Origin of the sequence: Pseudomonas rhizophila (assembly GCF_003033885.1) — a bacterium.
Classification (GTDB): domain Bacteria; phylum Pseudomonadota; class Gammaproteobacteria; order Pseudomonadales; family Pseudomonadaceae; genus Aquipseudomonas; species Aquipseudomonas rhizophila.
On record NZ_CP024081.1, the window covers coordinates 2203391 to 2218089 of the forward strand.

17 protein-coding genes and 1 tRNA gene are annotated in these 14699 nt (G+C 58.8%); 17 read left to right on the plus strand and 1 reads right to left on the minus strand.

The annotated features are described in order from the left end of the window. Nucleotides 1–68 precede the first annotated feature (68 nt). The 14 genes from CRX69_RS10180 to CRX69_RS10245 all read left to right on the plus strand — a co-directional run bounded on the left by CRX69_RS10180 (nucleotide 69) and on the right by CRX69_RS10245 (nucleotide 10428). On the plus strand, nucleotides 69–815 hold the full coding sequence (locus CRX69_RS10180; RefSeq protein WP_076383693.1) for a YebC/PmpR family DNA-binding transcriptional regulator: 747 nt from the start codon (nucleotides 69–71) through the stop codon (nucleotides 813–815). A 171-nt stretch (nucleotides 816–986) separates the two neighbouring features. Beyond that, the gene (gene ruvC, locus CRX69_RS10185) at nucleotides 987–1511 is read left to right on the plus strand and encodes a crossover junction endodeoxyribonuclease RuvC (protein WP_030140802.1); all 525 of its coding nucleotides are present in this window, start codon (nucleotides 987–989) and stop codon (nucleotides 1509–1511) included. A gap of 114 nt (nucleotides 1512–1625) precedes the next feature. Continuing rightward, entirely contained in the window at nucleotides 1626–2234 is a 609-nt protein-coding gene (gene ruvA, locus CRX69_RS10190) for a Holliday junction branch migration protein RuvA (RefSeq protein WP_047227070.1), read from the plus strand. Then, a complete protein-coding gene (gene ruvB, locus CRX69_RS10195; RefSeq protein ID WP_047227069.1) occupies nucleotides 2235–3296 on the plus strand; it encodes a Holliday junction branch migration DNA helicase RuvB in 1062 nt (353 codons plus the stop codon). It begins immediately after the preceding gene. Between the two features lie 128 nt (nucleotides 3297–3424). Next, nucleotides 3425–3892 carry a tol-pal system-associated acyl-CoA thioesterase gene (gene ybgC, locus CRX69_RS10200; protein ID WP_047227068.1) on the plus strand — a complete coding sequence of 156 codons (468 nt, stop codon included), beginning with the start codon at nucleotides 3425–3427 and terminating at the stop codon, nucleotides 3890–3892. Continuing rightward, nucleotides 3882–4577: a protein TolQ gene (tolQ, locus tag CRX69_RS10205; RefSeq protein ID WP_047227067.1), complete on the plus strand. Its 696-nt coding sequence runs from the start codon at nucleotides 3882–3884 to the stop codon at nucleotides 4575–4577. The genes ybgC and tolQ overlap by 11 nt, the downstream gene beginning before the upstream one ends. 23 nt (nucleotides 4578–4600) lie before the next feature. Next, nucleotides 4601–5053, plus strand: coding sequence for a protein TolR (gene tolR / locus CRX69_RS10210; protein WP_160893274.1), 453 nt, complete (start codon nucleotides 4601–4603; stop codon nucleotides 5051–5053). After that, entirely contained in the window at nucleotides 5053–6096 is a 1044-nt protein-coding gene (tolA, locus tag CRX69_RS10215; protein ID WP_076383694.1) for a cell envelope integrity protein TolA, read from the plus strand. The genes tolR and tolA overlap by 1 nt, the downstream gene beginning before the upstream one ends. Next, nucleotides 6093–7394: a Tol-Pal system beta propeller repeat protein TolB gene (gene tolB, locus CRX69_RS10220; protein ID WP_076383695.1), complete on the plus strand. Its 1302-nt coding sequence runs from the start codon at nucleotides 6093–6095 to the stop codon at nucleotides 7392–7394. The genes tolA and tolB overlap by 4 nt, the downstream gene beginning before the upstream one ends. Nucleotides 7395–7446: 52 nt before the next feature. Then, nucleotides 7447–7944, plus strand: a complete 498-nt coding sequence (gene pal / locus CRX69_RS10225) for a peptidoglycan-associated lipoprotein Pal (RefSeq protein ID WP_047227063.1) — start codon at nucleotides 7447–7449, stop codon at nucleotides 7942–7944. 6 nt (nucleotides 7945–7950) lie between these two features. Further along, complete coding sequence (gene ybgF / locus CRX69_RS10230; RefSeq protein WP_076383696.1) at nucleotides 7951–8781, plus strand: tol-pal system protein YbgF; 831 nt, start codon at nucleotides 7951–7953, stop codon at nucleotides 8779–8781. Nucleotides 8782–8947: 166 nt separating this feature from the next. Further along, nucleotides 8948–9595 (plus strand): 7-carboxy-7-deazaguanine synthase QueE, encoded by a 648-nt coding sequence (gene queE / locus CRX69_RS10235; RefSeq protein WP_047227061.1) that lies wholly within the window; start codon nucleotides 8948–8950, stop codon nucleotides 9593–9595. Nucleotides 9596–9614: 19 nt separating this feature from the next. Then, a complete protein-coding gene (gene queC, locus CRX69_RS10240; RefSeq protein ID WP_171061329.1) occupies nucleotides 9615–10289 on the plus strand; it encodes a 7-cyano-7-deazaguanine synthase QueC in 675 nt (224 codons plus the stop codon). 63 nt (nucleotides 10290–10352) lie between these two features. Further along, nucleotides 10353–10428 (plus strand) — tRNA-Lys (locus CRX69_RS10245). A gap of 126 nt (nucleotides 10429–10554) precedes the next feature. Here CRX69_RS10245 and CRX69_RS10250 read toward each other — a convergent pair. Beyond that, nucleotides 10555–11490 (minus strand): LysR family transcriptional regulator, encoded by a 936-nt coding sequence (locus CRX69_RS10250; RefSeq protein WP_047227126.1) that lies wholly within the window; start codon nucleotides 11488–11490, stop codon nucleotides 10555–10557. A 171-nt stretch (nucleotides 11491–11661) separates the two neighbouring features. Between CRX69_RS10250 and CRX69_RS10255 the strand changes: the two genes are divergently transcribed. From CRX69_RS10255 to CRX69_RS10265, 3 genes are read left to right on the plus strand one after another with little or no spacing between them, the layout of a single operon-like run. Further along, nucleotides 11662–12279: a thermostable hemolysin gene (locus CRX69_RS10255; RefSeq protein WP_047227059.1), complete on the plus strand. Its 618-nt coding sequence runs from the start codon at nucleotides 11662–11664 to the stop codon at nucleotides 12277–12279. Continuing rightward, the gene (locus tag CRX69_RS10260) at nucleotides 12276–13841 is read left to right on the plus strand and encodes an AMP-binding protein (protein WP_107321975.1); all 1566 of its coding nucleotides are present in this window, start codon (nucleotides 12276–12278) and stop codon (nucleotides 13839–13841) included. The genes CRX69_RS10255 and CRX69_RS10260 overlap by 4 nt, the downstream gene beginning before the upstream one ends. Beyond that, nucleotides 13816–14697, plus strand: coding sequence for a TauD/TfdA family dioxygenase (locus tag CRX69_RS10265; protein ID WP_047227057.1), 882 nt, complete (start codon nucleotides 13816–13818; stop codon nucleotides 14695–14697). The genes CRX69_RS10260 and CRX69_RS10265 overlap by 26 nt, the downstream gene beginning before the upstream one ends. The last annotated feature ends 2 nt before the right edge of the window (nucleotides 14698–14699 follow it).

A 14699-nucleotide genomic window follows, 5' to 3' on the forward strand; every position in this document is an offset into this window, starting at 1 on the left:
ATTTCTGGTTGCCGGCTACTGTGCGAGCGCAGGGCGGGCAATGTTGCAAAGAGAAACCGGAGCGAGTTATGGCAGGTCATTCCAAGTGGGCGAACATCAAGCACCGCAAAGAACGTCAGGATGCCAAGAGGGGCAAGATATTCACCAAGTGGATCCGTGAGCTGACGGTCGCTGCCCGCCAGGGTGGCGGTGATCCGGGTTCCAACCCGCGCTTGCGCCTGGCCCTGGACAAGGCGCTGGGGGCGAACATGAGTCGCGACATCATCGACCGCGCTATCGCCCGCGGCGCGGGTGCGACCGAAGCCGATAATGTGGAAGAGCTGACCTACGAGGGTTACGGCCCCGGTGGCGTAGCGGTGATGGTCGAGTGCATGACCGACAACCGCAACCGCACCGCCGCCGCCGTGCGTCACGCCTTCAGCAAATGCGGGGGTAACCTGGGCACCGACGGTTCGGTGGCGTACCTGTTCGAGCGCAAGGGGCAGATCAGTTTCGCGCCGGGCCTCGATGAAGATGCCCTGACGGAGGCGGCCCTGGAAGCCGACGCCGATGACGTGGTCAGTCATGAGGATGGTTCGTTCGACGTGTTCACCTCGTTCGCCAGCTTTTACGCCGTGCGCAATGCCCTGGAGGCTGCCGGTTTCAAGCCGGCCGACGCGGAAATCGTCATGCAGCCGACCACCAGCGCCGAACTGGACCTGGAGGGTGCCGAGAAGGTGCTCAAGCTGATCGACATGCTCGAAGACCTGGACGATGTGCAGAATGTCTACTCTAACGCGGACATTCCTGAAGCGGTCGCTGAACAGCTTGGCTGATAGCGTTGTTGGTACAGCGATCTTGTTCAGTTATGCGTAGGTGCTTTATGTGGGAGCGAGCCTGCTCGCGATAGCGAGGGTCCAGCTTGCAAAGATGTTGCAGTGATACCCTTATCGCGAGCAGGCTCGCTCCCACAGATTCAAACACTTCATCTCCAAACCGCAGGCGTTATGACTTTAATCCTTGGTATCGACCCCGGTTCGCGCATCACCGGCTACGGCGTGGTTCGTGATACCGGGCGCGGCTGCGTGTACGTCGCGTCAGGCTGTATCCGCACCGGTGCCGGTGAGTTGCACGAGCGTTTGCAGATCGTTTATCGCGGCGTGCGTGAAGTCATCCAGACCTACGGCCCGGTCACCATGGGCATTGAAAAGGTCTTCATGGCGCGTAACGCCGATTCTGCCCTGAAGCTGGGGCAGGCTCGTGGGGCGGCCATTGTGGCCGGTGCCGAGGAAAACCTGGAAATCGCCGAATACACCGCGACCCAGGTCAAGCAGGCAGTCGTTGGAACGGGCGCGGCGAACAAGGAGCAGGTGCAAATGATGGTGATGCATCTGCTGAAACTGGTCAGCAAGCCGCAGATCGACGCCTCCGACGCCCTGGCCATCGCCATTTGCCATGCCCATACCCGTTCCAGCCTGTTGCCGCATGGCCTGGGAGCCGCACGCAGTCGTGGCGGGCGCCTGCGTCTCTGATAGCATCAGCGCAATCTTTCGTGAGCCCGAGCATTTTGCGCCTGTGTCGTCGGCCTCCATGCTCCGGCCGTTACTCGCCAGCCCACGGCTGGCCTACGCCCAAGGATCTGAAACGTGATTGGACGCTTGCGCGGCACCCTGGCTGAAAAACAGCCGCCGCACCTGATTCTGGATGTAAATGGCCTGGGTTATGAGCTGGAAGTGCCCATGACCACCTTGTATCGCTTGCCGTCGGTCGGTGAACCGCTGACGCTGCACACCCATTTGGTCGTGCGCGAGGATGCCCAATTACTCTATGGCTTCGTCGGCAAGCGCGAGCGGGATTTCTTCCGCGAGCTGATTCGTCTCAACGGCGTCGGCCCGAAACTGGCCCTGGCCTTGATGTCGAGCCTGGAAGTCGACGAACTGGTGCGCTGCGTGCAGTCCCAGGACACTTCGGCCTTGACCAAGGTGCCAGGTGTCGGCAAGAAAACCGCCGAGCGCCTGTTGGTTGAGCTCAAGGACCGTTTCAAGGCCTGGGAAGCGGTGCCGGCCATGTTCGCGCTGGTGCCTAACCAGCCGGACGCGCCAGCGCCCGCGGCCAGCGCGGAAAACGATGCGGTCACCGCATTGATCTCCTTGGGCTACAAGCCGCAGGAGGCCAGCAAGGCGATTTCCGCTATCAAGGAAAAAGGCTTGAGCACCGAAGACATGATTCGTCGTGCCCTGAAGGGAATGATTTAAGTGATTGAAGCCGATCGTCTGATCGCCGCCACGGGTGCCCCCCGTGACCGTGAAGAAGTACAAGACCGTGCGATTCGTCCCGTCAGTCTGGCCGATTACATCGGTCAGCCGGCGGTTCGCGAGCAAATGGAACTGTTTATCCAGGCGGCCCGTGGGCGCAGCGAGTCTCTGGACCATACCTTGATCTTCGGCCCACCCGGTTTGGGCAAGACCACCCTGGCCAACATCATCGCCCAGGAGATGGGCGTGTCGATCAAGAGCACGTCCGGGCCGGTCCTCGAGCGTCCGGGTGACCTGGCGGCGCTGCTGACCAATCTTGAGCCCCATGATGTGCTGTTCATCGACGAAATCCACCGGCTGTCGCCGATCGTCGAGGAAGTGCTGTACCCGGCGATGGAAGATTTCCAGCTCGATATCATGATTGGCGAGGGGCCGGCGGCCCGTTCCATCAAGCTCGATCTGCCGCCGTTCACCCTGGTGGGCGCCACGACCCGCGCCGGCATGTTGACCAACCCGCTGCGGGACCGTTTCGGGATCGTCCAGCGCCTGGAGTTCTACAACAACGCCGATCTGGCGACGATCGTCGGCCGCTCGGCCGGCATTCTCGGGTTGCCGCTGGACCCGGATGGCGCTTATGAGATCGCCCGGCGGGCGCGGGGTACACCGCGGATCGCCAACCGGCTGTTGCGTCGGGTCCGGGATTTTGCCGAAGTTCGCGCCAAGGGCCACATCACCAAACCGATTGCCGACCTGGCGTTGAACCTGCTGGATATCGACGAGCGTGGTTTCGACCACCAGGACCGGCGCCTGCTGCTGACCATGATCGAGAAGTTCGACGGCGGTCCGGTGGGCGTGGACAGCCTGGCGGCGGCCATCAGCGAAGAGCGCCATACCATCGAAGATGTGCTGGAACCGTACCTGATCCAGCAGGGCTACATCATGCGCACCCCTCGCGGGCGTGTGGTGACGCGTCACGCCTATCTGCATTTCGGCTTAAACATCCCGACACGAATGGGTGAGATGCCGGTGGTAGACGAATTCCTCGATGCCGTGGACGATTGAACGACCTCTGTGCAGCGACTTTTTTCAGGTTCGTGCTGTCCCAGACGACACCCGGAGCGTCATTGCATTTCGAGAATGAAAAAACAGTTGCCTGGCCGATTGGCAACCTGAGGAGTAAGCACTAGAGTATGCGCGCGCAAAACGGGCTGGAGTCGTTCGCACATCGCTGTCGCGTTTATTACGAGGACACCGATGCCGGCGGCATCGTTTACTACGTCAATTACCTCAAGTTTATGGAACGGGCTCGAACCGAACGGCTGCGGGAACTGGGTTTTGCCCAATCCGCGCTGGTGGGAGAGGACCTGTTATTCGTCGTGCATTCCAGCGAAGCGCGCTACCACGCGCCGGCGCGACTGGACGACGAGCTTCTGGTAAGTGCCGATGTCATCGAATTGAACCGTGTCAGCCTGCGCTTCAAGCAGCAGGTCAGGCGGGCTACGGATAATGCGCTGCTCTGTGAAGGGCAGTTTCTGGTGGCCTGTGTGCGCACCCATAGTTTGAAACCCCGGGCCATTCCCGAAGCTCTACGTGCGGCCTTTGCCGGCGTGAGCGGCGCCGGTACATACTCAGAGCAGGAGATAAAGCGTGGAAGCTAACGTCGTCGACCATTCCTCCATGTGGAGCCTGGTCAGCAATGCCAGCGTTGTGGTGCAGTTGGTAATGCTGATCCTGGTAGCCGCATCGGTGACCTCATGGATCATGATCTTTCAGCGCAGCAATATGCTGCGCGCCGGTCGTCGAGCCCTGGAGAGCTTCGAGGAGCGCTTCTGGTCCGGTATCGACCTGTCCAAACTCTACCGCCAGGCCGGCAGCAACCCGGACCCGGACTCGGGGGTCGAGCAGATCTTCCGTGCCGGCTTCAAGGAGTTCTCCCGTCTGCGCCAGCAACCAGGCGTGGACCCAGAGGCGGTGATGGAAGGCGTGGCCCGTGCCATGCGCGTCGCCATCTCCCGCGAGGAAGAAAAACTCGAGCAGGGCCTGCCATTCCTGGCCACCGTTGGTTCGGTCAGCCCGTACATCGGCCTGTTCGGTACCGTGTGGGGGATCATGAACTCCTTCCGTGGCCTGGCCACTGCCCAGCAAGCGACCCTGGCCACCGTGGCCCCGGGTATCGCCGAGGCACTGATTGCCACCGCCATCGGTCTGTTCGCGGCCATCCCGGCTGTTATCGCCTACAACCGCTTTGCTGCCCGCAGCGAAACGCTGACCAGCCGTTACTACACCTTCGCCGATGAATTCCAGGCGATCCTGCACCGCAAAGTGCACACCAGCGAAGAATAAGCAGGTATTTCCCAATGGCTTTAATCGCTCGAGCCCGAAAAAAGCGCAAGCCGGTTGCCGAGATGAACGTGGTGCCCTACATCGACGTGATGTTGGTGCTGCTGGTCATCTTCATGGTGACCGCGCCGATGCTCAATCAGGGCGTGAAGGTTGATCTGCCCAAGGTTTCCAGTGAAGCCTTGCCGCAGGACAACGACACCCAGGTCCTGACCATTTCGATCAAGGCTGACAAGACCTACTACTGGAACCTTGGCAGCGAAGTCGACACCGAGAAGCAGCAGGACCGGGCCATGACCTTGCCGCAGATGACCGATGCGGTGACCAAGATCATCAACGCCGGCAACAGCAACGGCAAACGCACCCAGGTCTTCATTCGCGGCGACAAGACCGTCGACTACGGTGCGGTGATGGGCGCCATGGGCGGCCTGCAGAAAGCCGGGGTCGGTAATGTTGGCTTAATCACTGAGGCGCCCTGATGCAGCAACAGCGAGAGCCGTCCGCCTCGGAAAGCTACTTCTGGCCTAGTGTCTGGGCAATTGGCCTGCATGTGCTGGTGTTTGGCATGCTGTTCGTCAGTTTTGCCATGACTCCGGAGCTGCCGCCGGCCAAGCCGATCGTGCAGGCGACCCTGTATCAGCTCAAGTCCAAGAGCCAGGCCACCACGCAGACCAACCAGAAGCTTGCCGGTGAGGCGAAGAAATCCGCCGCGCGCCAGACCGAAGTCGAGCAGATGGAGCAAAAGAAGGTCGAGCAGGAAGAGATAAAAGCTGCGGAACAAAAGAAAGAGCAAGCGGCTCAAAAGGCCGAAGAAGCCAGGAAGGCTGACGAAGCCAAGAAGGCCGACGAGGCGAAGAAAACCGCCGAGGCCAAAAAGGCCGAAGAAAAGAAACTGGCTGATATAGCCAAGAAAAAATCCGAAGAAGAAGCCAAGAAAGCCGCTGAAGAAGAGGCCAAGAAAGCGGCCGCTGAAGAAGCGAAGAAAAAGATTGTCGAGGACGCGAAGAAAAAAGCGGCCGAAGACGCCAAGAAGAAAGCTGAAGCTGACGAGGCGAAAAAGAAAATCGCCGAAGACGCGAAGAAGAAAGCCGCCGCCGACGCCGCCAAGAAAAAGGCTCAGGACGCAGCGCGTAAATCCGCCGAAGAGAAAAAGGCCCAGGCCTTGGCAGATTTGCTTTCCGACACGCCGCAGCGCCAGCAGGCATTGGCTGATGAGCAGGGCGATGAAGTCGCCGGCAGTTTCGATGATTTGATTCGCGCCCGAGCGGCAGAAGGCTGGGCTCGTCCACCTTCGGCACGCAAAGGCATGACTGTAGTATTGCAAATCGGCATGTTGCCCGACGGTACGGTTACCTCGGTCAGCGTGGCCAAGTCCAGCGGTGATGGCCCGTTCGACGCTTCGGCGGTCGCAGCGGTCAAGAACATTGGGCGATTGACGGAAATGCAAGGAATGAAACCGAGCGATTTTGCTCCCTATCGTTCATTCAAGATGACATTCACACCTGAGGATCTAGCCTTGTGAGAAACCTTCTTCGATCAATGCTGGTCGTTATCTGCTGCCTGGCAGGGATAGCGGTAGCAGAGGAAAAGAACATTCTGGTCACCAGCGGCAGCGATCGGGCGACCCCGATCGCCGTCGTACCGTTCGGCTGGCAGGGCGGTAGCGTCCTGCCGGACGACATGTCGGAAATCATCGGTAATGACCTGCGCAACTCGGGTTATTACGCGCCGATTCCGAAGCAGAACATGATCAGCCTGCCGACCCAGGCCAGCGAAGTCATCTATCGCGACTGGAAAGCTCTGGGCGCCCAGTACCTCATGGTCGGCAACATTGTGCCGGCCGGTGGTCGCCTGCAGGTGCAGTACACCCTGTTCAACGTCGCCACCGAGCAGCAAGTGCTGACCGGTAGTGTGTCGGGCAGCGTCGATCAACTGCGTGACATGGCGCACTACATCTCCGACCAATCGTTCGAGAAACTCACCGGCATCAAGGGTGCGTTCTCTACCCGCATGCTCTATGTGACGGCCGAACGCTTCTCTGAGAAAAACACCCGCTATACCTTGCAGCGTTCAGACTATGACGGTGCTCGTGCAGTGACCCTGCTGCAATCGCGCGAGCCGATCCTGTCGCCGCGTTTCGCCCCCGATGGCAAGCGCATCGCCTATGTTTCGTTCGAACAGAAGCGCCCGCGTATTTTCATGCAACACATTGACACCGGTCGCCGTGAGCAAATCACCAACTTCGAAGGCCTGAACGGTGCGCCAGCCTGGTCGCCGGACGGTACGCGCCTGGCATTCGTGCTGTCCAAGGACGGTAACCCGGACATCTATGTGATGAACCTGGCTTCGCGGGCGATTTCTCGCGTGACCAACGGTCCCGGCATCAACACCGAACCGTTCTGGGGCAAGGATGGCTCGACCATCTACTTCACCTCCGACCGTGGCGGCAAGCCGCAGATCTACAAGACCAGCGCCAGTGGTGGCGGTGCCGAACGCGTAACCTTCGTCGGTAACTACAACGCCAACCCTAAACTGTCGGCGGACGAAAAGACCCTGGTGATGATCCATCGCCAGGATGGCTTTACCAATTTCAAGGTGGCGGCTCAGGATTTGCAGCGAGGTAGTGTAAAGATCCTCACTGATAGCACTCTGGACGAGTCACCTACTGTTGCGCCCAACGGCACCATGGTAATCTACGCCACCCGCCAGCAGGGCCGGGGAGTCTTGATGCTCGTGTCCATTAATGGACGCGTGAGGCTCCCGCTTCCTACCGCACAAGGCGAAGTCAGAGAACCGTCCTGGTCCCCTTACCTGAACTGACGCGGCGCAATACGTTTTACTTAACACACTGGGGTTCATTAGGAGTTTCACGATGGAAATGCTGAAGTTTGGTAAATTTGCTGCGCTGGCTCTGGCCATGGCTGTAGCTGTAGGTTGCTCGTCCAAAGGCGGTGACAACGCCGGTGAAGGCGCTGTTGATCCAAACGCTGGTTACGGCGCTAACACTGGTGCAGTTGACGGCTCCCTGAGCGAAGAAGCTGCTCTGCGCGCAATCACCACCTTCTACTTCGAATACGACAGCTCGGACCTGAAGCCAGAAGCCATGCGCGCTCTGGACGTTCACGCCAAAGACCTGAAGTCGAACGGTGCTCGCATCGTTCTGGAAGGCAACACCGACGAACGTGGTACTCGTGAGTACAACATGGCACTGGGCGAGCGTCGTGCGAAAGCCGTTCAACGCTACCTGGTACTGCAAGGTGTTTCCCCAGCTCAGCTGGAACTGGTTTCCTACGGCGAAGAGCGTCCAGTTGCTACCGGCAACGACGAGCAGTCCTGGGCTCAAAACCGTCGCGTCGAACTGCGTAAGTAATTCGTCATGCGAACGTGCCGCCGTGCTGTAACTGTTCTGGCTCTCAGCCTCGCGCCGCTTGCGGTGTGGGCTGCGGTTCCCGTGGTCGATAATGATTCCGGCTATAACAATAGCGCAAGCAATTATCCGCCTGCAGGTTACGGTACGAGCGGCGCCTATGCCGGGGGAGGGGTTTCGGCCCCTGTCTCGGCACAGGGCCAGCTGTTCAACCAACTGCAGCAAATGCAAGACCAGATTTCACGCCAGCAAGGCGCGATTGAAGTTCTGCAAAATGAAATTTCGCGCATGAAGCAGGAAAACCTGGAGCGATACCAGGATCTTGATCGGCGCATAGGAACCGGCGTTGCACCTGCCGCGACTCCTGAGAATTCTCCAGCCGGTGGCGACTTGAACGCCCCTGGCGCAGCCGCAGGCGCGGGAGCAACTGCTCCGGCACCTGCAGCCGGCGGTGAGCCGGCTGATCCGGCGAAGGAAAAGCTCTATTACGATGCGGCCTTCGATCTGATCAAAGCCAAGGATTTTGACAAGGCCAGCCTGGCCTTTGCCGCTTTCCTTCGCAAATACCCTAACAGCCAGTATGCGGGCAACGCCCAATATTGGCTGGGTGAAGTGAACCTGGCCAAGGGCGACCTGCAAGGTGCCGGTCAGGCCTTCGCCAAGGTCTCGCAGCTCTATCCCAAGCACGCCAAGGTGCCGGACTCGCTCTACAAGCTCGCTGACGTGGAGCGTCGCCTGGGCCACACCGACAAGGTCAAGGGCATTCTGGAGCAGGTGGTGGCCCAATACCCGGGTACCTCCGCCGCCCAATTGGCTCAGCGTGACTTGCAGCGTATGTGAGGCTGTTTGATCCGTTTCGAAGAAACCCGCGCTTGTCGCGGGTTTTTTCGTTAGAATTCACGCCCTTTTTATGAAACACGCTTCTTGGGATCTGCGCGTTGGCGGGGTTGCTGGAAGTGCCTGACGGAGGCGGACAGCCTGTTTAGCTGTTACGCCCGTGGCGACTATGCAAGACACATTGAGAATTACCGAAGTTTTTTACTCGTTGCAGGGTGAAACGCGAACGGCCGGGCTGCCCACAGTATTTGTGCGCCTCACCGGTTGCCCGTTGCGTTGCCAATACTGCGACAGTGCCTACGCCTTCAGTGGCGGCACCCTGCGCAGCCTCGACGACATCCTTGAGCAGGTGGCCGGTTTTCGCCCGCGCTACGTCTGCGTTACGGGCGGCGAACCACTGGCGCAACCCAACGCGATCCCCTTGCTCAAGCGGTTGTGCGATGCCGGTTACGAGGTATCGCTGGAAACCAGCGGCGCCTTGGACATCGCACCCGTTGATCCGCGAGTCAGCCGCGTCGTCGATCTGAAGACCCCAGGGTCCAAGGAAGCCCATCGCAATCGCTATGAGAACATCGAACTGTTGACGCCCAACGATCAGGTCAAGTTCGTTATCTGCTCGCGGGAAGATTATGACTGGGCCGTGTCCAAGCTGATTCAATACGGGCTCGACCAGCGGGCTGGCGAAGTGTTGTTTTCGCCAAGTCATCATGACTTGAACGCCCGGGAGCTGGCGGACTGGGTGGTGGCGGACAATTTGCCGGTGCGCCTGCAATTGCAGCTGCATAAATATCTTTGGAACGACGAGCCGGGGCGCTGATATGACTGAACACTCGAACATTGCAGAAAAACGTGCCGTCATCCTGTTGTCCGGCGGCCTCGATTCCGCGACGGTCGTGGCCATGGCGCGTGCCGAGGGCTACCGCTGCTACACCATGAGTTTCGATTACGGCCAGCGCCACCGCGCCGAACTGCACGCCGCCGAGCGGGTGGCCCGGGACCTGGGTGTCGTCGAACACAAGGTGATCGGCCTGAACCTCAATGGCATCGGCGGCTCGGCCTTGACCGACAGCTCCATCGACGTGCCTGAAACTCCCAGCGAAGGCATCCCGGTGACCTACGTGCCGGCACGCAACACGGTGTTCCTGTCCCTGGCCCTGGGCTGGGCGGAGGTGCTGGGTGCCCGTGATATCTTCATCGGCGTCAACGCCGTGGATTATTCCGGCTACCCGGACTGCCGTCCGGAGTTCGTCGAAGCGTTCGAGCGTATGGCCAACCTGGCGACCAAGGCCGGTGTAGAAGGGCAGGGCTTCCGTATTCAGGCACCACTGCAGAATCTCAGCAAGGCCGACATCGTTCGGGCGGGGGTGAAGCTTGGCGTGGACTACGGGCTCACCGTTTCCTGCTATCAGGCTGACGATCAGGGGCGTGCCTGCGGCAAATGCGACAGCTGTCGCCTGCGTGCCGAAGGCTTCGCGGCGGCGGGTGTGAGCGATCCAACCCCTTATTTTTGATTTATTTCAAATTAGGTGTTGAATAGTCCTTAGAAATCAGTATTATACGCGCCACCACACAGCGGGTCGTTAGCTCAGTTGGTAGAGCAGTTGGCTTTTAACCAATTGGTCGTAGGTTCGAATCCCACACGACCCACCATTTTTAGCAGTTTTAAAAGTCTGGAAGGCCCACGAAAGTGAGGATTTCCGGATTTTTTTTTGCCTGTAGAAAACTCGCCGCTTGAAAACCGGAACCACCCGACGATTCGAGTGGTTCCCTGGGTTGTTAAAGCAAGCCGTCCTCGGCGCATACCTTCACGATCTGTTCGCGAAACCAGATGTTGGCGTTGTCCTGGCCGGGTTTCTCGCTCCACATCATATCCAGCGTAAAGTTCGGTAAGCCCACTGGTGGCCTGCGATGGCTGTATTTGCCTTCATCGCAGGTCAACGCCTGGATACGCCGAGGCAACGTCAGGATGAAGTCGGTTCCCGGAATCATATTCAGTGCTGCCACGTAGCTGTTGGCCCGAGCGACAATCTGTCGGTTGTAGCCTTGCCGGGCGAGCCAGCCGTCCACCATGTTGGTGTCGGAGGTCCAAGGCGTCGGAAAAACATGCTGGCAGGCGACGAACGCCTCCAGATCAAATTCCTCCCTGGGCAGTGAAAAGTCTTTATCGACCACGCAGACCAGTTCATCTTCCAGTAATACTTGCGAGCGCAACCCCTTCGCGCCGCGATGAAAGTTGGGGCCAAAACAAACAACCAGGTCGAATCGACCCTCCATCAATTCGTCAACCGGAATGTCTTTGTGAAATTTCGTGATGTTAATGATGACGGGGAAACGGCTGCCAATGAATCGTTTCACTAGCTGGGGAAGTATAAGAAGTTCGAAATACTCCGGGGCGCAAATATTGAATGTTATTTCTTTCTGCGTGGGGTCGAATGTTTGAATGCCGGAGTGGCATATATTTATGGTCTTGAGGATGTTGAGTACATGGCTGTACATGGCCGTGGCTTTGTTCGTGGGCCGCATGCCACTACGGGTATTGATGAATAACTCATCTTCGAAACTTGTGCGCAGCTTCTTCAGGCAGTAGCTCACGGTTGACTGGCTCACACAAAGGGTCTCGGACACCTCGGTGACGCTGCTTTGCTCGTACACCGCGACAAACACCATCAGGTCCTGCATGTCCAGCTTTCTAAGCAAATTACTATTGAGCATAAGATCCTTCTCGGCGCAATCCATCAGCTAGCGTCCCTTGTTTTTATGACAAAGGGGTTTATTTATATATTAGCGGAAGGCATTTATTTTTTAAATGGCTTGTGGGAATTTTCTTAAATATGCTCGCCTCGCTTTTTATAGAAATCCTGCACAAGGACGGAGGAGGACGATATGCAAATTCGCGTCGCAGAAACTAAGACACCGTTATGGGTGCAAGCCACTGAAGTAGTGAAAGAGAAATTTCGCCGTTCTTATTCGGCGTCGGTTGAACCGAATCCACAATACTTTGCGGTCACCCAGGATCCGTCAGACCGTATTCTTGCCTGTGCCGGTATTACATTCGCGGACCACCGCACACTGTTTTCCGAGCAATACCTGGCGCAACCGATAGAAGTGATTTTGTCCCAGCGCCTGGAGAAAACCATCGACCGCTCAAACATTGTCGAGATCGGCAACCTGATCTCCCATCACCTGACGGCCGGCATGATTCTGGTCAACATGATTCCCCTGTTGTCCTGGTGCATGGGTGGGCATTACTTGTTGTGTACGGTGACACCCCGCGTTCGGCAAATGATGGAAAGTTGCCAAATCGATTTCGAGCCGCTGCTGACAGCAGACCCTGCGCGCCTGGGCGAGGAGGGTGGCAAGAACTGGGGGACTTATTACTCCAAATTGCCGGTCACCGGGTTCATCCGGGTAGACCCGCAGCGCTCGCGTTTCGCGGCCATGACGCTCAATACCTCGTTCACCCAACTGCCTGGCGATTCACTGGCGAGGGCGCAGCCATGAGCGGCGGATTTATCCATCACTTGCAAAGCGCGTTGCAAGACAATCGCCAGGCTGTCTGCGCGGTGGACTGGTCGGCGTCGGGCGGCGAGCCGGTGGCATTGACCTATGGCGAGCTGGAACATCGTGCCCTCAATCTGGCCGCTGAACTGCAACGGCGTTTTCCCAGCCCCGCCCATGGCGATCATGTGGTTTTGGGAATTGCCACGCGTAACAGCAGCGACTGGCTGGTGGCCGATCTTGCTTGCCTGTTTGCCGGGATTACCGCGTTACCGTTGCCATTGGCTTTCAGCCAGGCTCAGGCGGAGCATCTGGCCGAGCGTTGCGACGGGTTTGTAGTGGATGCCGCCGGGCAGCGGACACTGGCGCAGCGATGGAAGTTGAATTTCCCTGAAAGCCGTTTGCGCCACATCAGCGAGCCGGTCATCGAACAGCCTTTGTTGCATACGCCCGACGGTGATGAAGACTGGATCTGCAAAATCATTCACACCTCGGGCACGACCAGTCGGCCGAAGGGCGTGCAGTTGAGTACCCAGGCGGTCGGCGCCGTGCTGGCATCGCTGCGTCAACGTATGCCCGCCGATGCTCATCGCCGTTACCTGTCGCTGGTGCCCTTGAGTTTGCTGCTCGAACAGGTGACTGCCGCCTATCTACCGTTGCTGGCGGGCGGAACCGTGCATTTCTTGCCACCGAACGAAGCATTGCTCGGCGAGCCTGGGGCTTCGCCACAGCGTCTGGTCGAGTGGATCCTGCAGGTCCAGCCAACGGCCCTGACAGTGCCGCCGGTGATGGTCAACCGCTTCCTGGAACAAATGGACGAGGGCGGCGAGCAGGGCGAGAGACTGGCGCGCTATCTGCAATCGGGTGCGCATATTACCTGTGGCGGTGCGGCGGTCAGCATCGATGTACTGCGCGGACTGGAAGAACGGGGCATTGCTGTGTACCAAGGCTACGGCCTGTCCGAGAACGCCTCGGTGGTCAGCATGAACACCTTCGAACAGCAGCGCCTGGGCAGCGTGGGCAAACCCTTGCCCCATGTCCAGGTGCGTATCGGCGCCGACCAGACCATTGAGGTCAAGAGCAGCTCACTGTTCAGTGGCTATTCCGGCACGGACCCCAGTGCCTGCTCCATGTCTGCCGATGGCTGGATGGACACTGGAGACCTGGGCATGCTGGACGACGATGGCTACCTCTATGTGCACGGGCGTAAGAAGAACGTGATCTGCCTGCCCAACGGGCGCAACGTCAGCCCTGAACAGGTTGAGCTGGAGTATCGCAAATACCCCGGCGTCAACGATGCCGCAGTGTTTTTCGATGAGCACCATGGCCTGGTGGCGTTGCTGTGTGTCGAGTCGGCCCCCGCGCGCGATGAGCTGGTGGCCTGGTCCGCCCGGCGTTTTTCCGACATCGAAAGACCCAGCCGACTCTGGTTGTTGACCCAAGACGACCCGTTGATCGAGCAGCTTTACACCGTTACCGGCCGGCCAAAACGCGCCGACATCGCCACTGTTTTTTCCACTCTGCAAGGGATTGCATCCAATGACCACGCCTGCTTTTCACTTTGAAACCGCGGACATCTCCATCGTCGAGTCGCACCACTTCGCCAGCCTGGGCAAGAGCGAGCTGTATGAGCTGCTGGGCCATTACGGGGTCGTGCTGTTTCGTAACTGTATCCACAGCGCCGAAGATTTCAGCGCCTACGTCAAACAAAACAGTTCGCGGCTGAGCCTGGATCCGGCCCGCGTCATGGTGGGCGGCGCGGCACAGTTGGTGGACGCGGGACATCAGGCGGTTGGCCTGCACTGCGAAAACGGTAACTCGCCGTTCTGGCCGGACATGACTTGGTTCTATTGTCAGGAAGCACCACGCAAGGGGTCGCAAACGACGTTGTGTGACGGTGAGAAGGTGTTGGCGAAACTGTCTCCAGCCTGCCGCAGTTTTTTTGAAGAAAACCCTATCCGCTACAGCCGTACCGTTGCGGGGGAAAAGTGGCGTCGTTTGGTTTGCCACTATTCGCCAGCGTTGTCGGACCCGGCGGCCGTCGAAATCGAGGACCTGTGGCAAATCATCGGGGAGGACCCGCAGACGGTTATTTCCTTCAACCCGGCCGATGACTCCATTCACTACGCCTTCAGCACCCCGGCGATCCTCACGTCCGCGTTCAGCCAGCGTCCGGCCTTCGCCAACAGCATCCTGGGACCTTCCTTCAACTACGAAGCTCCGGTGATCGACACCGTGGGGGGGCAGCCGATTCCTGCCGGGTTTCTGCGGGAAATTGCCGAAGTGTCCGCCCAGTACACCTGCCCGGTTGGCTGGCGCGATCACGACGTGGTGATGATCGACAACCGTCGGGTCATGCACGGTCGTGAAACCATCGTCGACGAACGTCGACGCATCTTCAACGCCTTGAGCTATCGCTGAGA